Source organism: Bradyrhizobium sp. YR681, from assembly GCF_000282615.1.
Lineage (GTDB): Bacteria > Pseudomonadota > Alphaproteobacteria > Rhizobiales > Xanthobacteraceae > Bradyrhizobium.
Genome location: NZ_AKIY01000206.1, coordinates 60,776 through 79,831, shown reverse-complemented (window position 1 = coordinate 79,831; position 19,056 = coordinate 60,776). Strand labels below are relative to the sequence as shown.

The 19,056-nt window shown below is 65.6% G+C and carries 19 protein-coding genes; 11 read left to right on the top strand and 8 right to left on the bottom strand.

The annotated features are described in order from the left end of the window. The 4 genes from PMI42_RS20515 to PMI42_RS20500 form a co-directional block, all read left to right on the top strand. Positions 1–754, top strand: a 754-nt coding sequence (locus PMI42_RS20515) for an AMP-binding enzyme (RefSeq protein ID WP_008137584.1), incomplete at its 5' end; no start/stop codon positions are given. A 204-nt stretch (positions 755–958) separates the two neighbouring features. Beyond that, a complete protein-coding gene (locus PMI42_RS20510) occupies positions 959–2,761 on the top strand; it encodes a caspase family protein (RefSeq protein ID WP_008137583.1) in 1,803 nt (600 codons plus the stop codon). Next, positions 2,761–4,593 (top strand): caspase family protein, encoded by a 1,833-nt coding sequence (locus PMI42_RS20505; protein ID WP_008137582.1) that lies wholly within the window; start codon positions 2,761–2,763, stop codon positions 4,591–4,593. The genes PMI42_RS20510 and PMI42_RS20505 overlap by 1 nt, the downstream gene beginning before the upstream one ends. A gap of 120 nt (positions 4,594–4,713) precedes the next feature. Beyond that, complete coding sequence (locus PMI42_RS20500; protein ID WP_008137581.1) at positions 4,714–6,039, top strand: LVIVD repeat-containing protein; 1,326 nt, start codon at positions 4,714–4,716, stop codon at positions 6,037–6,039. A 155-nt stretch (positions 6,040–6,194) separates the two neighbouring features. Here PMI42_RS20500 and PMI42_RS20495 read toward each other — a convergent pair whose 3' ends face one another. After that, complete coding sequence (locus PMI42_RS20495; RefSeq protein ID WP_008137580.1) at positions 6,195–7,364, bottom strand: M20 aminoacylase family protein; 1,170 nt, start codon at positions 7,362–7,364, stop codon at positions 6,195–6,197. A gap of 728 nt (positions 7,365–8,092) precedes the next feature. Between PMI42_RS20495 and PMI42_RS20490 the strand changes: the two genes are divergently transcribed. Beyond that, positions 8,093–8,677 carry a TetR/AcrR family transcriptional regulator gene (locus PMI42_RS20490; protein ID WP_008137578.1) on the top strand — a complete coding sequence of 195 codons (585 nt, stop codon included), beginning with the start codon at positions 8,093–8,095 and terminating at the stop codon, positions 8,675–8,677. Between the two features lie 131 nt (positions 8,678–8,808). On the opposite strand, the gene PMI42_RS20485 is transcribed toward PMI42_RS20490, so the two are convergent. Continuing rightward, the gene (locus PMI42_RS20485; protein WP_008137577.1) at positions 8,809–9,459 is read right to left on the bottom strand and encodes a response regulator; all 651 of its coding nucleotides are present in this window, start codon (positions 9,457–9,459) and stop codon (positions 8,809–8,811) included. Positions 9,460–9,466: 7 nt separating this feature from the next. After that, positions 9,467–10,837 carry a sensor histidine kinase gene (locus PMI42_RS20480; protein WP_008137576.1) on the bottom strand — a complete coding sequence of 457 codons (1,371 nt, stop codon included), beginning with the start codon at positions 10,835–10,837 and terminating at the stop codon, positions 9,467–9,469. Between the two features lie 180 nt (positions 10,838–11,017). On the opposite strand from PMI42_RS20480, the gene PMI42_RS20475 reads away from it, so the two are divergent. The 5 genes from PMI42_RS20475 (at position 11,018) to PMI42_RS20455 (ending at position 15,367) form a co-directional block, all read left to right on the top strand. Further along, on the top strand, positions 11,018–11,788 hold the full coding sequence (locus PMI42_RS20475) for a MotA/TolQ/ExbB proton channel family protein (protein WP_008137575.1): 771 nt from the start codon (positions 11,018–11,020) through the stop codon (positions 11,786–11,788). Next, the gene (locus tag PMI42_RS20470; protein WP_008137574.1) at positions 11,785–12,471 is read left to right on the top strand and encodes a DUF2135 domain-containing protein; all 687 of its coding nucleotides are present in this window, start codon (positions 11,785–11,787) and stop codon (positions 12,469–12,471) included. The genes PMI42_RS20475 and PMI42_RS20470 overlap by 4 nt, the downstream gene beginning before the upstream one ends. Continuing rightward, positions 12,464–13,069 (top strand): hypothetical protein, encoded by a 606-nt coding sequence (locus PMI42_RS20465; RefSeq protein WP_008137573.1) that lies wholly within the window; start codon positions 12,464–12,466, stop codon positions 13,067–13,069. The genes PMI42_RS20470 and PMI42_RS20465 overlap by 8 nt, the downstream gene beginning before the upstream one ends. Before the next feature lie 117 nt (positions 13,070–13,186). Further along, complete coding sequence (locus PMI42_RS20460) at positions 13,187–13,927, top strand: metallophosphoesterase family protein (RefSeq protein ID WP_008137572.1); 741 nt, start codon at positions 13,187–13,189, stop codon at positions 13,925–13,927. A 6-nt stretch (positions 13,928–13,933) separates the two neighbouring features. Continuing rightward, a complete protein-coding gene (locus tag PMI42_RS20455; protein ID WP_008137571.1) occupies positions 13,934–15,367 on the top strand; it encodes a serine/threonine protein kinase in 1,434 nt (477 codons plus the stop codon). A gap of 49 nt (positions 15,368–15,416) precedes the next feature. Here the strand turns inward: PMI42_RS20455 and PMI42_RS20450 are convergent, their stop codons facing one another. The 4 genes from PMI42_RS20450 to rpe all read right to left on the bottom strand — a co-directional run bounded on the left by PMI42_RS20450 (position 15,417) and on the right by rpe (position 16,804). After that, the gene (locus PMI42_RS20450) at positions 15,417–15,608 is read right to left on the bottom strand and encodes a hypothetical protein (protein ID WP_008137570.1); all 192 of its coding nucleotides are present in this window, start codon (positions 15,606–15,608) and stop codon (positions 15,417–15,419) included. A gap of 24 nt (positions 15,609–15,632) precedes the next feature. Beyond that, positions 15,633–15,812 carry a hypothetical protein gene (locus PMI42_RS20445; RefSeq protein ID WP_008137568.1) on the bottom strand — a complete coding sequence of 60 codons (180 nt, stop codon included), beginning with the start codon at positions 15,810–15,812 and terminating at the stop codon, positions 15,633–15,635. A gap of 5 nt (positions 15,813–15,817) precedes the next feature. Further along, positions 15,818–15,952 carry a hypothetical protein gene (locus PMI42_RS40660; RefSeq protein WP_008137567.1) on the bottom strand — a complete coding sequence of 45 codons (135 nt, stop codon included), beginning with the start codon at positions 15,950–15,952 and terminating at the stop codon, positions 15,818–15,820. 150 nt (positions 15,953–16,102) lie between these two features. Next, positions 16,103–16,804 (bottom strand): ribulose-phosphate 3-epimerase, encoded by a 702-nt coding sequence (gene rpe / locus PMI42_RS20440; RefSeq protein ID WP_008137565.1) that lies wholly within the window; start codon positions 16,802–16,804, stop codon positions 16,103–16,105. A gap of 253 nt (positions 16,805–17,057) precedes the next feature. On the opposite strand from rpe, the gene PMI42_RS20435 reads away from it, so the two are divergent. Then, positions 17,058–17,849 (top strand): EF-hand domain-containing protein, encoded by a 792-nt coding sequence (locus PMI42_RS20435; protein ID WP_008137563.1) that lies wholly within the window; start codon positions 17,058–17,060, stop codon positions 17,847–17,849. A 145-nt stretch (positions 17,850–17,994) separates the two neighbouring features. Here PMI42_RS20435 and PMI42_RS20430 read toward each other — a convergent pair whose 3' ends face one another. Continuing rightward, entirely contained in the window at positions 17,995–18,993 is a 999-nt protein-coding gene (locus tag PMI42_RS20430; RefSeq protein ID WP_008137560.1) for a P1 family peptidase, read from the bottom strand. Positions 18,994–19,056 lie beyond the last annotated feature (63 nt).

The window sequence follows — 19,056 nt, the reverse complement described above, 5'->3', positions numbered from 1 at the left end:
CTCGGTCGGCCTGCCGATGCCCTATGCCCGCGTGCGCATCGTGCAGCTCGATGCCGACGGCCGCCTGATCCGCGACTGCAAGCCCGACGAGATCGGCGTCGTCATCATGGCGGGGCCGGGCGTGTTCGGCGGCTATCTCAACGACGAGCACAACAAGGGCGCCTTCGTCGACGAGGTCTGGGTCAATTCCGGCGATCTCGGCAGGCTGGACGCCGACGGCTATCTCTGGATCACGGGCCGCGCCAAGGACCTCGTGATCCGCGGCGGCCACAACATCGATCCGGCGCCGATCGAGGAGATCATGTTCCGCCATCCCGCCGTCGGCTTCGCCGCGGTGGTCGGCCAGCCCGACGCCTATGCCGGCGAGCTGCCTGTTGGTTACGTGCAGCTGAAGCCGGGCGCGACCGTTGAGCCCGGCGAGCTCGAGTCCTGGGTGCGCGAGCGCACGCCGGAGCGCGCCGCCGTTCCGGTGCAGGTCATTCCGATCGATCCGATGCCGGTGACCGGCGTCGGCAAGGTGTTCAAGCCGCAGCTGCGCTGGGACGCGGCGCAGCGCGTGTTCACCAAGGTGCTGACGCCGATCATCGAGCGCGGCATCGACTGCAAGGTGAAGGTCGGCGCGCACGGCAGCCACGGCTCGATCGCCACCGTGACGCTTGCGGGCCTGCCGGCGGATCAGCGCGCGACGGTTGAAAGCGAGGTACACGCTTTGCTTGCACCGTTCGTGATGCGCCACGAGGTGGTGCAAATATAGCGGACGCGACACCGCTTCGGCGTCTGTCCAAAAGCAGGGCGACGCTTCGTCGCATTATCGTTAGCCTCGTTCGAAGAGACCTATGTGATCGATGTCACATAGGAAGAATTGGCAATCGGCGACGCTAGCGAATAGTCTCGTGGAATTGCATCCGGGGGGACGCAAGTGATTCCGTTTCGGTTATTTGCTTTGTTGATATTGGCGATGGGTCTTGCCTGCGGGCCGGCGCATGCCGACCGGCGCGTGGCGCTCGTGATCGGCAATTCCGCCTACAAGAGCGCGCCCAAGCTCGGCAATCCCGTCAACGATGCCACCCTGGTGGGCGGCATGTTCAAGAAGGCCGGCTTCGATTCCGTCGACGTCAGGCTGGATCTCAGTGCCAGCGAGATGCGGCGCATGCTGCGTGAGTTTGCCGGCAGAACGCGCGATGCGGACATGGCGGTGATCTATTACGCCGGCCACGGCATCGAACTCGACGGCACCAACTATCTCATTCCGACCGACGCAACGCTGGAGACGGACGGCGACGTGCTCGACGAGACCATCCCGGTCGAGCGCGCGCTGTTCGCGGTCGAGCCGGCCAAGCAGCTTCGTCTCATCATCCTCGACGCCTGCCGCGACAATCCCTTCTCAAAGACCATGAAGCGGACGCTGGCCTCGCGTGCGATCGGACGCGGTCTGGCCAAGGTCGAGCCGACCAGTCCCAACACCATGATCGCCTTCGCCGCGAAGGCCGGCTCGACCGCGTCTGACGGCGACTCCCGCAACAGCCCGTTCGCCGCCGCGCTGGTCGAGCACCTGCCGAAGCCTGGCCTTGATCTGCGCAAGGCCTTCGGCTTCGTGCGCGACGACGTGCTCAAGGCGACCAGCTTTAAGCAGGAGCCTTATGTCTATGGCTCGCTCGGCGGCGACGACGTGCCGTTGGTCGCGGTCAAGCCCGCCGCCACCGGTCCGCAGGCCAACCCGCAGGACGCCATTCGCAGGGATTACGAGCTTGCGCTTCAGCTTGCCACCCGCGACGGCTGGGAAGCGTTTCTGGCGGCCTATCCGGACGGCTTCTACGCCAACCTCGCCAAGGGCCAGCTGAACAAAATCGCCGCCGAGGAGACGCGCGCTTCGGCGGAGCAAAAGGCCAAGGCAGCCGAGCAGGAAAAGGCGAGGCTCATTGCCGAGCGCGCCCAGAAGGCCGAGCAGGAGAAGGCGGCCGCGGCGGCCAAAGCCGCCGAAGAGGCGCGGATCGCGGCCGAGAAACAGAAGCAGGTCGAGCAGGCGCGGGCTGATGCGGCCGAACGGCAGCGTAAGGTCGCCGAGGCCGCAGCCGAGAAGGCGCAGGCCGAAAAGCAGGCGGCGGAGAAGGCCAAGGCCGAGCTCGCTGCCAGGCAGGCTGCAGAGAAAGCGGAGCAGGGCGCAAAGCCCGCCGCCGATCGGCAGATGCCCGAGCCTGAGCAAAAGGTCGCGGCTCTCTCGCCCGCACCTGCGTCGACATTGTCGGCGGCCGATCTGACAAAATCCGTGCAGAGTGAACTGCGCCGCGTCGGCTGCTTGTCCGCCTCGGCTGACGGTGACTGGAGTGCCACCTCGCAGCGCTCGCTCGCGCTGTTCAACAAATATGCCGGCACCCAGTTCGACGCAAAGATGGCAAACGTCGACGCACTCGATGCGCTGAAGGCGAAGCCGGGACGGGTGTGCCCGCTGGTGTGCAATTTCGGCTTCAAGGCCGACGGCGATCAATGCGTCAAGATCACCTGCCGCGCCGGCTACCGTGTCGGTGACGACAACGAGTGCGAGAAGATCCAGGAGAAGAAGCCCGTCGCAACGCGCGAGGATTCGCGGCGCCGTGATGCGGATCGAAAGCAAACGGAGGCCGCTCCATCGCCGCCGCAGGCCTCGGGACAGATGATCTGCAACGCCGCCGGATGCAGGCCGATTGCCAAGGGATGCCGGCTCGGAACGGCCAATCATCCTTCCAACCCGGCCTCCAAGATACCGGCCGAAATCTGCAATTGATGATGAAGCAGCGCTTTCGCACTTCAGCCATCGCACTCACAGCTCTTTTCGGCTTCTTTGTCGGAAGCTGGCTGGGCTGCAGCCCGGCGCTCGCCGACAAGCGCGTTGCGCTCGTGATCGGCAATTCCGCCTACAAGAGCGCGCCGAAGCTGGGCAACCCCGTCAACGATGCCGCCTTGATCGGCGGCATGTTGAAGAAGTCCGGCTTCGACACCGTCGACGTCAGGCAGGATCTGAACGCACCCGAGATGCGCAAGGCGCTGCGCGAGTTCGGCGCGCGGACGCGGGATGCCGACGTCGCGATCGTCTACTACGCCGGCCATGGCCTCGAGGTGGACGGCACCAATTACCTGATCCCGATCGATGCCGCGCTCGAGACCGATACCGATGTCTACGACGAGGCGATCCCGATCGATCGCGTGCTGGTGAGCATCGAGCCGGCCAAGCAGCTTCGCCTCGTCATTCTCGATGCCTGCCGCGACAATCCCTTTTCCAAGACGATGAAGCGCACGGTGGCCTCGCGCGCAATCGGGCGCGGGCTTGCCAAGGTCGAGCCGACCAGCCCGAACACGGTGATCGCGTTTGCGGCCAAGGCAGGTTCGACCGCCTCGGATGGCGACTTCCGGAACAGCCCGTTTGCGGTCGCGCTGGCCGATCATCTGCCCAAACCCGGGCTCGACCTGCGCAAGGCCTTCGGCTTTGTCCGTGACGATGTATTGAAGGCGACCGGCTACAAGCAGGAGCCGTATGTTTATGGGTCGTTGGGCGGCGACGACGTGCCGCTGGTGCCCGCAAAGCCGGCCGGCGTGGCGGGGCCGCAGGCGAATCCGCAGGACAGCATCCGCCGGGATTACGAGCTTGCGCTTCAGGCCGGCTTGCGTGAGGCATGGGAAGCATTTCTCGAGGCCTATCCCGACGGCTTTTACGCCAACCTCGCCCGCGTGCAGTTGAAGAAGATTGCGGCCGAAGAGGATCGCATGGCGGCGACGGAGAAGGCGCGGCTGGCCGAACAGGACAAGGTGAGGCTCGCCGCCGAGCGCGCCCAAAAGGCGGAGCTGGAAAAGGCCGCAGCCGTTGCGAAGGCCGCCGAGGACGCCCGGATCGCGGCGGAGAAGCAAAAGCAGATCGAGCAGGCAAAGGCCGAGGCGGCCGAACGGGAGCGCAAGGCGGCGGAAGCGGCGGCTGCCAAGGCGCTTGCGGAGAAACAGGCGGTCGAGAAAGCCGCAGCCGAGGCCAAGACGAAACAGGCCGCGGAAAAGCAGGCCGCGGAGGCCGAGAGCAAGAGGGTTGCCGCGCTGTCGCCGCCGCCGAACTCCCCGCCCCCCGCCGATCTGCCGAGATCAGTCCAGCTCGAGCTTCGCCGTGTCGGCTGCATGAAGGTCGAGGCTGGTACGGAGTGGAGCGAGACGGCGCAACGTTCGCTGACGCTGTTCAACAAATACGCCGGCACAAAATTCAATGCGAAGCTTGCGGATGTCGATGTGCTCGACGCCCTGAAGGCCAAGCCGGGGCGCGTGTGTCCATTGGTCTGCGACCGTGGTTTCAAGGCTGATGGCGATGCCTGTGTGAAGATCACCTGTCGCGCAGGCTACCGCATCAATGACGACAACGAATGTGAGAAGGTCCAGGACAAGAAGCCGGTCGTCACGCGCGAGGACTCCAGAAAGCGTGATGCCGGGCGAAAACAGATCGAGGCTGCGCCCGCGAAGCCGCAGGCCTCCGGGCAGATCATTTGCAACAGTGCCGGTTGTCGCCCGCTCAAACCTGGGTGTCGAATGACGAACAGGATGGCGGGGCAGTCCACCGTCGGACAGGTGGAAGAGTGCAATTGAGGAATTTCGGGCCGTTCGGGACGCGACACGAGGTGGTGCAGGCGCAGGCGAGGGCGCACGATACAAGGCTTGCATGCCCCGTCGCACGCGCGCATCATCCCCAAAAAATGGGGGAAACCGATGTCTCAACTCTCGCGCCGCCGCCATCTTCAGCAATTGTCGGCTGTGTTCGGATCGGCCGCGCTGTCGGGGTGGTCGAGGTCTGTATCGGCGTCGGAGGCCGACATTCCACCCGAGGGTATCGGCAAGGGCATCAAGCACATCTCCTACAGCGACATCGGCGGCCGGCCCGACAGCGTGCAGGTGATGTTCAACCGGCAGCATGTCTATGTCGGACACATGTTCAGCGACGGCGTGACCATCCTGGATGCATCCGATCCGCGTGCGCTGAAGCCGGTCAATTTCTTCACAGCGGGGCAATACACCCGCACCCACCACCTCCAGGTGGCAGAAGACCTGCTGCTGCTCGCCAACGGCGCCAATATCGTCGCGATGCAGTCCTACGACAACATGCGCGGTTATTTCGAGAACACGCTGGTCGACAGCATCACCAAGGCCAAGAAATTCCGCTGCGGCCTGTCGATCCACGACATCTCGAAACCGGGCGAGATGCGCGAGATCGCCTTCCTGGAAATGCCCGGCTTCGGCATCAACCGTCTCTGGTGGCCGGGCGGCCGCTACGCCTATGTGTCGGCGCATTTCGACGGCTTTACCGACCACATCCTGTGCGTGGTCGATCTCAAGACCATCACGAAGCCGGAGATCGTCGCGAAATGGTGGCTGCCGGGCATGAACCGCGCGGCCGGGGAGCCGGCGACGCCAAAAGGCAAGCGCTTTGCGCTCCATCACATGATCACGGCGGGTGATCGCGGGTACGCCGCCTGGCGCGACGGCGGCTTCACCATCCACGACATCAGCGATCCCGCCAATCCAAAGCTGCTGTCCCACATCAACTGGTCGCCGCCGTTTGCTGGCGGCACGCATACGCCGTTGCCGCTGCCGAAGCGGCAACTCGCAATCGTCGCGGACGAGGCCAATGCGGAGAAATGCGCCAAGGGCCTGTTCCACACCTTCGTGCTCGACGTGCGCGCGCCGGAGAACCCGGTGCCGATCGCAACGCTACCGACGCCGCGCGACCGCGATTTCTGTGCGAGCGGTACCTTCGGTCCGCATAATCTGCACGAGAACCGGCCGGGCTCGTTCCAGAGCGAGGAGACGATCTTCGCGACCTACAACAATGCCGGCGTCCGGGTGTTCGACATCAAGGACGCCTTTGCGCCGAAGGAGATCGCGTATTGGGTCCCGCCGGTGCCGAAGAAGCTGGTCGATCCCCGCCCCAACATCGGCCTCGCAGCCAAGACCTGCGACGCCTATGTCCGGCCCGACGGCATGATGTTCGTGTCCGACTGGAACGCCGGCATGCACGTGCTGCAATATCAGGGGTGAGCGGCGTGTAGCGCGGGGCGTTGCTTTCCCCATAAGACAGAAAGTGTAGCCCGGATGAGCGAAGCGACATCCGGGGTCGTGCTGCAATCCGGTGAGAGTTGTCCCGGGTGTCGCTTCGCTCACCCGGGCTACAAGCGCAGCGAATGCGGCGTTAGCTACGCCGGCATCCGCGTCTCGATCAGGCGTACCCAGAACGATGCGCCGTGACCCAGAATGTTGTCGTTGAAGACATAGGACGGGTGGTGGCACTCGTTGCCGTCGCCCATGCCAACCAGGACCATCGCGCCAGGGCGTGCCTCCAGCATGAAGGAGAAGTCCTCGGCGCCCATCATCGGGATGAACTTGTCGTTGACGCGCTCGGCACCGACGATGTCGCGGGCGACGTCGGCGGCAAGGCCGGCTTCGCGCGCGTGGTTCATCGTCACCGGATACATCCGCGTGTATTTGGTCTCGGCCGAGCCGCCATAGGCGCGCGCGATGCTGTCGGCGACTTCGCCGATGCGGCGCTCGACGAGATCGCGCACCTCAGGATCAAGCGTGCGCACGGTGCCGCCGAGCTCGGCCCTTTCCGGGATGATGTTGAAGGCCGTGCCGGAGTGGAATTGCGTGATCGAGATGACGGCGGACTTCAACGGATCGACATTGCGCGCGACGATCGATTGCAACGCACTGACGATCTGCGAGCCGATCAGCACGCTGTCGACCGATTTGTGCGGACCGGCGCCGGCATGGCCGCCCTTGCCGTGGACCGTGATCTGGATGTTGTCGGAGGAGGCGAGCATCGCGCCGGGGGTCGTTGCGAAATGGCCTTCAGCCAAGCCGGGCATGTTGTGCATGCCGTAGACTTCCTCGATATTCCAGCGCGTCATCAGGCCGTCCTCGACCATCGCCTTGCCACCGCCGCCGCCTTCCTCGGCGGGCTGGAAGATCATGATCGCAGTGCCGTCGAAATTGCGGGTCTCGGCGAGATATTTGGCGGCCCCCAGCAGCATCGCGGTGTGGCCGTCATGGCCGCAGGCGTGCATCTTGCCGGGCACCTTCGAGGCGTAAGGCACGCCCGACGTCTCCGTGATCGGCAGTGCGTCCATGTCGGCGCGCAGGCCAATGGTCTTGCCGGAGGCGGACTTGCGGCCGCGGATCACGCCGACCACGCCGGTGCGGCCGATGCCCGTCACCACCTCGTCGCAGCCGAACGCGCGCAGCTTGTCGGCGACGATGCCCGCGGTGCGGTGGACTTCGTAGAGCAGCTCCGGGTTCTCGTGGAAGTCATGGCGCCAGGCGGCCATTTCGTCGGACAGGGCGGCAATGCGGTTGACGATGGGCATGAGGGGATCCGTTTCTTGGTGTTGTAGCCCGGATGAGCGGAGCGACATCCGGGATCTCTGCGGGTGGATATCCGGGTGTCGCTTCGCTCGCCCGGGGGTACGAGTGACGCTCAGCTCTCGAATGGGGTCTGCGGCTTCCGGATCGAGGCCATTTCCGGGTGGGTATCGCGGGGGATCATCTGGCGGCTCCAGCAAGCCGGGCAGGGCCAGCCCGACGGGCCGCACCGGCAAAAATGCTCGTTAAGCCGTGATTTAGCAGAGCGGAACGGCGAAACAAACGGCCTGCGATGGATCGCGGGGATGAGCTTGGACGGGGCGGGACATTGGCCTCCGGGCCCGGCCTCAGAAATTAACTGTCAATCACGGATCATTGACTGACAGATATTGAAATCTGTCAGCGAGACGTGTATATCCGTTCCCGGACGCTCCGATTGGGCGTCCCGTGGTCATCCCTCCCGGGGAGCCCGAGGTCCGCAACAAGCCGGATCGAGGGTCGTAATTTTGGGGTGGGGACCGCGGCCGAATGGAGACTTAAGACTATGACGACCGAAATCATCAATCTCACCGGAACAATTGGGCATTGGCTCAATTTGCTGGTGGCGCGCCAGATCGCGGCGCAGGCTGCAAAACTGCCTCATTAAGGCGAGAGCTTTCCGAGACGACCGGTACGGGCGCTTCGGAGTTGGCGCCGTCGCCGGGTGAACCCTGAACGGGAACAAGGTGCTGGCATGAACGAAGCCGTTATCCTGACGCCGGAGCGAATCCTCGAAGTCACCGAGGACGTCTTGCGGCGCTACGGACTTGCCAAGGCCACCGTGGTCGACGTTGCCCGTGCGCTCGACGTGAGCCACGGCAGCGTCTATCGCCATTTCCCGAGCAAGGCCTCGCTGCGCGAGGCCGTCGCAAAACGCTGGCTGGACCGCATCGACGCGCCGCTGCTGGCGATCGCCAGGGAGCAGGGCCCGGCGCCCGACAGGCTCGACCGCTGGCTGCGAACGCTGTTCGCCGCCAAGCGATCGCGCGTGCTCGACGACCCTGAAATGTTCGATACCTATCTGACCCTGGCGCGCGAGGCCTGCGCAGCGGTCAAATGTCACAAGGACACCATGATCGACCAGATCGCGGCGATCCTGACCGACGGCGTGGCGCAGGGCGTGTTCGCCGTGGACGACGTCAAGACCACCGCGCGCGCGATCTTCGATGCGACCGCCCGCTTCCACCATCCGGCCCATGCCGACGAGTGGAAGGATGCCGATCTGCCCGCGCGCGTCGATGCGACGCTCGCCCTGGTGCTGCGCGGGTTGAAGGCGTAGACCTCGGCTGTTTCCGTCATGGCCGGGCTTGTCCCGGCCATCTACGCTTGCAGCACTGCACGAAGAACGAGGATGCCCGGGACAGGCCGGGCATGACGACTGGGCAGACAGCATCGCCCCATTACGCTCAGCTAAATCCTCGTCAGCCCGCAGCTCGCCGCCAGCCGCACCAGCTGCGCGTCCGTGCGCGCGCCGGTCTTGGTCTTGATCAGATAGTGATAGTTCTGCACCGTCTTCACACTCAAATTGAGATGCGTTGCGATCTGCTCGGTGGTGGCGCCGCCGGCGAACTGGCGCAGGATCTCGATCTCGCGCTCGCCGAGCTGGTCCAGCACCGAGCCGCTCGACAAACTGTCCTCGGCCAGAATATGCGCAATGTCGTCGCTCATGGCGCGTTCGCCGCGGGCGACGGCGCGGATCGCATTCACGACGGCGGACGGCTCGCTGCTCTTGGTGACGAAGCCATTGGCACCGGCGCCGAAGGCGGCTTTCACCAGCACGGCCTCGTTGTGCATGGTGAAGACGAGGATGCGCGCCCGCGGGCTGCGGGCGCGAATGTTGCGGATCGCCTCCAGCCCGCTGGCGCCGGGCATCGAGATATCCAGCAAGACGACATCGGGATCGTGCGCCTTGAAGGCGGCGTAGGCATCCGCCGCGCTGTCGGCCTCCGCCACGACATGCAGGTCGCCCTGGCTTTCCAGCACGCGTCGGTAGCCTTGCCGGACGATCGGATGGTCGTCGACCAGCAGCACGGAAATGCCTGTTGCCGCGACCTCGCTCATGCCGGCCTCACGCGGCCAGCGGGATGGTGGCGGCAACGCTGAGGCCTCCTCGTGCAGGCAGGATCGACAGCGATCCGCCGGCTGCCGCGACGCGTTCGCGGATGCCCGTGAGCCCGAACCCGGCCGACCGCGCGACCCGCTCCGCATCGCCGCCACCGTCGTCCTCGACGCGGACCAGAAGCGCATCGTCCTCGCCGGCGCGTCGCTCGACGCGCAGCGAGATTTCGCGCGCCGTGCCGTGACGGACCGCGTTGGTCAGGCATTCCTGCGCCACGCGATAGGCGGTGGTCGCCGCCGGCCCGCTGATGTCGGTGAGATCGCCCCTGAGATCGAGCTGGATCGTCGGCCGCGCCGCGCTCTGCGAGCGCCAGCTGTCGACGAGATTGACGAGGCTGGCCTCGAGCCCGAGCTCCTCGGGCAGTGGATTGCGCAGGCGCTTGAGCGCGTCGCGCAGCGAGGCCATCAGATGATGGGTGGCCTGCGAGATCATGCGCGCATCCTGCGCGACGCCGCGGTCTTTGCCGTCCCTGGCGCCCGCCGTCTCGATCGTGTTGGCGAAGGCGAGGATGGCCGAGAGGTTTTGCCCGAACTCGTCGTGCAGCTCGCGGGCCAGCGCGCGGCGCTCGTCGTCGCGGATCTCGATCAGCCGCCGCGTCAGCGTCGCGCGCTGCTCGGTCGCTTCCTCCAGCCGGCCGCCGAGCTCGCCGACGGCGCTGCCGATCATCGCCAGCTCCATCGAGCGGAAGCGCGGCAGTTTTGTGCGATATTGCCCGCGTGCCATGCGCTGGAGTGCGGCGACGATGGTGCGTGCCGGTGCCAGCGCATGCGCAATCGCCAGCGAAGCGAGCAGCGAGATCGCCGCCGCCATCAGCAGCGCCACGTCGACCACGTTGAGAAGGTGCTCCCAGGCCAGCGAGATGGCCGCTGCGGCATCCGGCGTCGCGACGACCGTTCCGGCGGCTGCCGCGCGGGGACTGACCGGCCGGATCACTTCGGCGTGGCTGCCGAGGAAGAAGGGGACTATCGCGCTGAACCAGCGTGGCGGCGCCTTGCCGAGCCCCTCGCTCTGACCGCAGAGCGGCTTCTCGAATGCGACGGCCGGCTGGAACTCGACGCAGACGCCGGGCGAGATCAGCTTCATCGTCTCCAGCGTGCGCCATTCCGGAACCGGGACGAGATGCTCGCGCGTTCTGCTGCTGCGCAACAAGAATTCGTGCCAATACAGTGCCTGAAGCGCCTGCGCGACCCGCTGCGCCGAGGCCGCCGTCGCCCGGTCGACGCTGCGATAGGCGTCGAACGTGGCCCACACGGTCGCCGCGCCAAGGCACAACGCCACGATAAGCAGTAGACGGGCGACAAGCTGGAGCACGAGGCGCATGCGATCACCCTCAACGTTTGATAGTCTCAGCCTAACAACGCCGCCGCGCCTTGCCAATTGCAGGGAATGGCCGATCGGCAGCTCGGGCAAATTTCCCAAGCCGGATTGGGCATGGGTCTTTGGACCTGAAACGGCGGCTTTGATCTAATCGGGGTGGAATAAGGCCAGGAGCAGCGCAGCATGAGTTCGATCACGATTGGACCGATCGCGGGCACCGCGAGCGACCCATCCGAGCGCAGCGCATTGCTGTTCTGGATGATCTTCACCGGGCTTTCGATCTTCGCGGTCGTGCTGTTGTGGCGCTTCGGCCTGATCCGCCTGATGCTGACATCGGACCGCACCTACATTTCCAGCGTGATCGCACTGCTCTATGTCCTCACCTGCGGGCACTGCTTCCTGCGCACGCGGGCGATCGCGCGGGAGGGGGCGGCGGCGAGGCGGTGCCGGGCGGCGCTCGCGGCGCCCGACGGCAGCAAGGTGCTCGATGCAAGCGCAACCGCATTGCCGCGCGGGCTGGTGCGGGATCACATCGAGAGCCTGGTGACGAAAGCGGCTGCGCAGGACTACCGGCCGGTCGATCAGACGCTGCTGCTGCGGACGCTGGCCGACCGGCTGCGCGGCTCCAACGGGTTCGGCGCCTTCGTCTCGGACACGCTGATGAAGCTCGGCCTGCTCGGCACCATCATCGGCTTCATCATCATGCTGGCGCCGATCGCGGGGTTGGATGCCGCCGACAAGGTCGCGATGCGCTCCTCGATGGGGCTGATGAGCGACGGCATGGCGGTCGCGATGTACACGACCCTGGCGGGCCTCGTCGGCTCGATCCTGGTCCGCATCCAGTACTACATGCTGGATGCCGCAACCCAGCGGGTGTTTTCGGATGCGGTGGTGCTGACCGAGACCTATGTGACGCCGGTGCTGGAGCGCAAGGGGGCCGGTACCCCGTCATGATGGATGATTTCGGCCTCTATCCGCGCGAGGAGCCGTTCGATCCCTTGGGCGTGATGCTGTTCAAGGCGCTCCAGGTGATCGCCTTCCTGTTCTTTCTCGCGCTGCTGGCGGTCTCGCCAGATGCGAAGGACGGCAAGATCGACTCCAAGGCGGAGTTCATGATCACGCTGGACTGGCCGGACAACCACCCCGACGATCTCGACCTGTTCGTGCAGGATCCCGCCGGCAACATCGCCTGGTATCGCCATCGCGAGGCTGGCTTCCTGACCCTCGACCGCGACGACCGCGGCGGCGCCAACGACTTCATCATGGTCAACGGCAAGAAGATCGCCTCGCCGATTCGCGAGGAGATCGTCACGCTGCGCGGCATTATCGCCGGGGAATACACCGTCAATGTCTCGCATTTCGTCGCAACGACCGGCGAGCCCGTGACGGCCAATGTGAAGGTGCAAAAACTCAATCCGACGGCGCAGGTGGTGTTCGACAACAAGTTCACGCTCGATCACACCGGCGACGAAAAAACCGCGGTGCGGTTTCGGCTCGACGCCGAAGGCAAGGTCATCGACGTGAGCCAGCGGCCGAAATCGCTGCTCGAGACGTTTCGCAGCACTTGGCGCAACGGCGCCGATCTCGATCCGAGCACCGGCGTGAGTGCCAACGTTAAGAGGCTACGCCGTGACTAGCCTGCCGACGATCATCCTCACGCTGTCGATCGCCTACGCCGTCATCGGCGCGCTGCTGCTGATCGTGCTGGTCTATGCGCGCCTGCACTGGTCGTTCAAGGCGGTCGCCGTGGTCGTGACCAGCGCCTTCTATGTCGTCAGCTTCTCGGAGATGCGCGGGCTGCTCGGCTGGGCCAGCACGGACCGGCTGCCGGCCTCCTTCAAGCTGCTGAAGGCCCGCATCGTCGAGCCGCATTCGCTGGAGGGCGATCCCGGCGCGATCTATCTCTGGGTCGAGCAGCTCGATGAGGACAATCGCCCGAGCGGCATCCCGCGTGCTTTCCGCGTGCCTTACAATGACAGGCTCGCCGACAAGACCCACGCGGCGGAGAACGAGATCGCGCTCGGACATCCGCAGGGCGGCCGCGCCGCGGATTTCGGCGGCGGCGACGGCAGCCTCATCGACATGGTCCGGGAATATGTGACGCCGAAGACGATCCTGGAGACCACCGGCGGCGATTCCTCGACCGGCGAATTCCTCGCGCCGCCGGCCGGTGCGCAAGGCGCGGTGTTCACCCCGATTCCGCCGCCCCGGATGCCGCCGAAGGACGAGCAATAGGCCCTTCACCATCCCGTCAGGGCTACGCTGGTAAACCGCGGCGCGCTGGCGCATCCTGTTGACCTCCCTCAATTTGGCCTTATCGGCTTCCAATAAGAATCTGAGGGTGGAGGGTGCGTGCTTCTCGCGGTTTTCTCGGATATCCACGGCAACCGGCAGGCGTTCGAGGCCTGCCTGAAGCTTGCCCGTGCGAAGGGCGCGGAGCGGTTCGTTCTGCTCGGCGACTTCGTCGGTTATGGTGCCGATCCGGAATGGGTCGTGGATACCGCGATGCAGCTGGTGGCCCAGGGCGCCGTCGCGGTGCGCGGCAACCATGACGAGGCGGTCAACTCCACCACCGAGAGCATGAACAACGAGGCGCAGATCGCGATCGAGTGGACCCGCGGCCGGCTCGACGTGGCACAGCGGCGGTTCCTGGCCGGATTGCCGATGATTGTGGACGAGAAGGAGCGCCTTTACGTCCACTCGGAGGCTTCACAGCCGGCGCGCTGGCACTATGTCCGTGCCACCGCCGATGCGGCCAAGAGCCTGATCTCGACCCCCGCCCATGTCACCTTCTGCGGCCACATCCATCGCCCCGCGCTCTATTCGATGTCCGTGACGGCTAAGATGACGAGCTTTGTGCCGAAGACCGACGTGCCGGTGCAGCTCCTGCGCGGACGGCAATGGCTGGCGGTGCTTGGCTCGGTCGGCCAGCCGCGTGACGGCGATCCGTCCGCGGCTTTCGTGCTGTTCGACACGGAGTCGTGCCAGATCACCTATTGCCGCGTGCCCTATGACATCGCGAGCGCTGCAAACAAGATCCGCGAGAATGGCCTGCCGCCCTGGCTCGCCGACCGCCTGTCGCAGGGGCGCTAGAGGCCGATGCCCAAACCTCTGGTGAAATCAGGCGCGGTGATCGACGGCTACACCATCGGCGAATGCGTCCATGCCGGCGGCATGGCGACGTTGTGGACCGTGACCCATCCCGGCATCGACGTGCCGCTGCTGATGAAGATCCCGCGGGTGTCGGAGGGCGAGGACCCCGCCGCGATCGTCTCGTTCGAAATGGAGATGATGATCTTGCCGCGGCTGGCCGGGCCGCATGTTCCGGCGTGTTTCGGCACCGGCGACTTCGCGCACCAGGCCTACGCCGTGATCGAGCGCATTCCCGGAATCACGCTCTACAAGCGGCTGCCGGACCTGCCGCTGCCTTACGAGGAAGCGCGGCTGCTGGTGTCGAAGATCGCAGCCGCGCTCGCCGATCTGCACCGGCAGAACGTGATCCATCACGACATCAAGCCGAGCAGCATCATGTTCCGCGAAAGCGGCGAGGCGGTGCTGATCGACTATGGCCTGTCGCATCACAACCATCTGCCCGACCTCTTGCAGGAGGAGTTCCGCCTGCCTTACGGCACCGCGCCTTATATGGCTCCGGAACGGCTGCTGGGCGTGCGCGACGATCCGCGCAGCGACCTGTTTTCGCTCGGTGTGCTGCTCTATTTCTTCACCACAGGCGAGCGTCCCTTCGGCGAGGGCGAGACGCTGCGCGCGATGCGGCGGCGGCTGTGGCGCGATCCGCACCCGCCGCGCAAATTACGCGCGGACTATCCGCCCTGGCTCCAGGAGGTGGTGCTGCGCTGTCTCGAGATCGATCCGGCGTGGCGCTATCCGACTGCCTCCCAGCTCGCCTTCGATCTTGCTTATCCGGACCAGATCAGGCTCACGACGCGCTCGGAGCGGCTGAAGCGTGATCCGTTGAGCGTCGCCTGGCGGCGCCGCTTCAACCAGGGTGTGATGCAGCCGCGGGCCAGGTCCGATGTCGCAGAGCAGATCGCGTCGAGCCCGATCCTCGCGGTCGCGCTCGACACGGTGGAAGCTACGCCGGAGCTGAACGAGGCGCTGCGCGTCACCACTGAGCGAATTTTGGCTACGCTGCCGTCAGCGCGGCTTGCCTGCGTCAACGTGCTGAAGCTCAACCGCATCGCCATCGACAAGACGCTGGACGAGCAGGGCTCCAACAAGCACATCGACCGCCTGGTCGCACTCCGGCATTGGGCGACGCCGCTCAAGCTGGATGAGAGCCGGCTGACGGCGCATGTGCTGGAGGCGGTCGATCCCGCGGCAGCGCTGCTGGAGTTCGCCGAGATGAACTCGGTCGACCATCTCATCATCGGGGCGCGGCAAAATTCGTTCCGGCGTACCTGGCTCGGCAGCGTCTCGGCCAAGGTGGCAGCCGAGGCGACCTGCACCGTGACCGTGGTGCGGCCGCCGCGGATGGCCGCGGCGAAACCAGGCGCCGGCGTGGTGTGGGGCTAGAGCGTTTTCGAGCGAAGTGGAAGCCGGTTCGCGTAGAGAATAGGAAGGATCAGGCCGCGTGCGCGGTGTGGCCGGTGCGCTTGCGGCGGATGGGCCAGGAGAATTGCGGACCGGGCTCGCCATGATCCGCGCTGCCGCCGAAATACTGGATGATCTCGCGGCAGGGCTCGCAGTTGAACAGGTTACGCGACGCGGACGCCTTGGTCATTTCCTTCAGGCAGTTCGGGCAATGCGGCTTCATGGGGGCGTTCCGGAAAGGAGATTCTTAGTGGCGGCGCGACGCGTGAAACGGATGATCCTGGTCCGTATTGTCGAGCCCGGCATCGTCGTCCGGTGCGCCGTCGGTGCGCTCGAGCCGGCCGAAGAAATAGTCGAGGTTGGGATGCGGCCGCCGCGGAATACGGCACCGGCGTTTCGGTTGACGCTTCACGAGGGCGAACTGCATGGGCGTCAGGCCCGATAGCGACGGATGGGACGGGCCGAACGCGCCGTGACCTTTACCGGTCCGGCCGAGGGGCCGAACACAACAAACGCACAAAAACCAATCCACAACGCCACGCCAGTCCAAACCAGGGTCGTCGTCATGATGTGCTCCCGCGAAAACAGGCAGGAATCACATGCGGTGATTTGCGCGAATCAGTGAAGCCCGGATGAGTACGGACCTAAGTTGCAATTTTAGGCATTGCGCCCGGCAACACCCGTAAGAACCGCAGATTTGCGGAGGCTCTCCGGCCGTCAGATCGCTTCACCGCGCGCTCCGAGCGCCGCGTTACGGATCGCGGCAATATTGTTCTTGTAGGCCTCCTGCGTGCCGCCCCTGAACACGGAGGTGCCGGCGACGAAGGCATTGGCGCCGGCCGCGGCCAGCGGACCTGCGACGTCGGGGCCGACGCCGCCGTCGACCTCGATGTCGATCGGACGGCCCGCCGTCATCGCGCGAATGTCGCGGATCTTGTCGATCGCCGAGGGGATGAAGGCCTGGCCGCCGAAGCCGGGATTGACCGACATCACCAGCACGAGGTCGACAAGGTCGAGGACATATTCGAGCGCGCTGATCGGCGTGCCCGGGTTGAGCGAGACGCCGGCCTTCTTGCCGAGCGCGCGGATGGCCTGGAGCGAGCGGTGCAGATGGGGACCTGCTTCGGCATGCACCGTGATGTGGTCGCAGCCGGCCTTGGCGAACGCCTCGAGATAGGGGTCGCAGGGCGAGATCATCAGATGCGCGTCGAAGATCTTCTTGGTGTGCGGGCGCATCGCCTTGATGACGTCGGGTCCGTAGGAAATGTTCGGCACAAAATGCCCGTCCATCACGTCGAGATGGATCCAGTCGGCGCCGGCGGCATCCACCGCGCGCACCTCTTCGCCGAGCTTCGAGAAGTCAGAGGCCAGGATCGAGGGCGCGATGGCCAGGGGGCGGGAGGCGAAGGCTTGGGTCATGGCGCGGTTTCCCGTGGCGGCCGAACGACGGATGAGCCTCGCCTAACATGGGTCTCCGCGGCGGGCAATGCAGGGGCGACGTGCTTCCTGTGGGCGGAAATTTCTGCCGCGGCCGGCATGAATTGCCGATGTTCCCGCGGTGCGCCAAGCACGGCGAACGCGGATTTCATTGAGCTTTTCGCCCTGGCACGTCGCTTGCTGACTCAAAGCCAGAGCATTGACCGCGGCATGCCGCATCGGTTGGAGTTGTGCAATGTTGTTCGCCCTTGGTGCCGTCTCGAGCGCGCTCGATGCGATCCAGTCGCTGACGAACTCGAAATCGTCCTCGTCGACCAAGAAGACGGGATCGTCGCAGAGCGCGCCGACCAATCCGTTCGCGATCGACAGCAGCAGCAACAGCACGACCGGCGCGGCCTCGTCGGTCAATGCAGGCAAAACGCCGCAGATTTCCCCCGAGACGATGAACGCGCTGTTTGCCGCGCAAACCCAGTCGACGGACACGACGAGCAGCACGGCCAGCTCGACCTCGTCGAGCTCGACGTCCTCGTCTTCGACAAGCCGCGACGCGGCGTTGAAAGATCTGTTCTCGCAGATCGACGGGGATGGCGACGGCAAGATCACCAAGTCCGAATTCGAGAATGCGCTCGGCGCCGGAGGCACCAACCTCGCGAATGCCGATAACGTGTTCTCCAAGATGGATTCGAATTCCGACGGCAATGTCAGCCTCGACGAGATGTCGAAGGCGTTGAAGAGCGGTCACCATGGCCACCACGCGCAAGGCGCGAGCGGCTCGGGCGATGGATCGGATTCCTCGTCGTCGTCCAGCGGGGGCTCGACCTCGACCACGACGACCGCCGCCGACGGTTCGACCACCACCACCGTCACCTACGCCGACGGCTTCAAGATGTCGACGACGGTGCCGGGCGCCTCCAAGTCCTCCGCCAATTCGGCTTACGATCTGTTCGCGCAGTTGATGCAGCGGCAGGGCGGGCAGGGCCAGGGTGCCTCGGCGGCTGCCGGCTCGTCCATGTCGATGAGCGTGTGACGCTCACGCGCTGTCATGCCCCGGCTTGACCGGGGCATCCAATACGCCGCGGCTTCTCGGTTCAACACAACCGTCTCTGGAATACTGGATCGCCCGGTCTTCGCCGGGCGATGACGCGCCGTGTGTGGAGAGATGGCCGCTCCCCTTACCCGCCGAACCGGTCCTTCCACGCCGGCAGCGCGCCGGGGAATGGCAACGCCGTTGCGCTGTAGACGCCGCGCGCGATTGCGCGCGCGACCACGTTGGCGGCGATCGTGCCAAGCTCGGTGAGGCCGACCAGCGGTTCGATCGGCTTCTCGCAGGTTGCAGCCGCAAACAGCACGTCGCCGTCGGTCGGTGCATGCACCGGGTAGATGGCGCGGGCAAATCCGGTGTGCGCGATCATCGCGAGACGCTTGGCTTGCGGCTTGGTCAGCACCGCATCGGTAATGACGGCGCCGATGGTGGTGTTTTCACGCGCGCTGGCCGCAGGGCCGCCCTTGATGCGCATGCGGAGCATATCCGGCGCGAACCTGGCTGGCAGGCCGCGCCCGCCGAATTCATCGTTCTCCTCGAACGGGGCGGCCCAGAACCACGGCCCGTCGCCGACGGTCGCACTGCCAACCGCGTTAACGGCCACGATGGCGGCGACCTTGATGCCGTTGGGAAGGACGGCCGAAGCCGAGCCGAGCCCGCCCTTGAACGTCGCGGTGGTCGCGCCCAGGCCCGCGCCGGCACTGCCCAGCGCGAAATCGTCGCCTGCGGCAACGGCCGCGGCGTAGCCGAGATCGCGATACGGGGCGAAGCGGCCCCAGCCCTTGTCGCCCCCATTGAGCAGATCGAACAGGATCGCGCCCGGCACGAGCGGGATCACCGCGCCACGGATATTGAGACCGCGGCCCTGTTCAGCGAGCCAGGCCTGCACGCCGGCGCCGGCTTCGATCCCAAAGGCGGAGCCGCCGGACAGCGCGATCGCATCGATCCGTTCCTGCGTGCTGGCGAGATCGAGCAGCGAGCCCTCGCGCGTGCCGGGGCCGCCGCCACGCACGTCGATCGCCGCGATCGCCGGGGAATCAAAGATGATCGCCGTCGTGCCGGTGGCGGCTTTCGCATCTTCGGCATGACCGACGCGGACGCCGGCGATATCGGTCAGCAGGTTCTTCACGGCGACGATTCCTTCACGCTCGGCGTTGCGACGCAAGCGCTGCATTATCCGTCGGCGGATAGG

Excerpts from the sequence above, each read along its gene's own strand:
- rpe (WP_008137565.1), bottom strand. The coding sequence starts at position 16,804 with ATGACCCAAGCCTTCGCCTCCCGCCCCCTGGCCATCGCGCCCTCGATC.
- PMI42_RS20480 (WP_008137576.1), bottom strand. The coding sequence starts at position 10,837 with ATGCGCCTCGTGCTCCAGCTTGTCGCCCGTCTACTGCTTATCGTGGCG.
- PMI42_RS20445 (WP_008137568.1), bottom strand. The coding sequence starts at position 15,812 with ATGCAGTTCGCCCTCGTGAAGCGTCAACCGAAACGCCGGTGCCGTATT.
- PMI42_RS20450 (WP_008137570.1), bottom strand. The coding sequence starts at position 15,608 with ATGAAGCCGCATTGCCCGAACTGCCTGAAGGAAATGACCAAGGCGTCC.
- PMI42_RS20455 (WP_008137571.1), top strand. The coding sequence starts at position 13,934 with ATGCCCAAACCTCTGGTGAAATCAGGCGCGGTGATCGACGGCTACACC.
- PMI42_RS20475 (WP_008137575.1), top strand. The coding sequence starts at position 11,018 with ATGAGTTCGATCACGATTGGACCGATCGCGGGCACCGCGAGCGACCCA.
- PMI42_RS20500 (WP_008137581.1), top strand. The coding sequence starts at position 4,714 with ATGTCTCAACTCTCGCGCCGCCGCCATCTTCAGCAATTGTCGGCTGTG.
- PMI42_RS20495 (WP_008137580.1), bottom strand. The coding sequence starts at position 7,364 with ATGCCCATCGTCAACCGCATTGCCGCCCTGTCCGACGAAATGGCCGCC.
- PMI42_RS20510 (WP_008137583.1), top strand. The coding sequence starts at position 959 with ATGGGTCTTGCCTGCGGGCCGGCGCATGCCGACCGGCGCGTGGCGCTC.
- PMI42_RS20470 (WP_008137574.1), top strand. The coding sequence starts at position 11,785 with ATGATGGATGATTTCGGCCTCTATCCGCGCGAGGAGCCGTTCGATCCC.
- PMI42_RS20435 (WP_008137563.1), top strand. The coding sequence starts at position 17,058 with ATGTTGTTCGCCCTTGGTGCCGTCTCGAGCGCGCTCGATGCGATCCAG.
- PMI42_RS40660 (WP_008137567.1), bottom strand. The coding sequence starts at position 15,952 with ATGACGACGACCCTGGTTTGGACTGGCGTGGCGTTGTGGATTGGTTTT.
- PMI42_RS20490 (WP_008137578.1), top strand. The coding sequence starts at position 8,093 with ATGAACGAAGCCGTTATCCTGACGCCGGAGCGAATCCTCGAAGTCACC.
- PMI42_RS20485 (WP_008137577.1), bottom strand. The coding sequence starts at position 9,459 with ATGAGCGAGGTCGCGGCAACAGGCATTTCCGTGCTGCTGGTCGACGAC.
- PMI42_RS20505 (WP_008137582.1), top strand. The coding sequence starts at position 2,761 with ATGATGAAGCAGCGCTTTCGCACTTCAGCCATCGCACTCACAGCTCTT.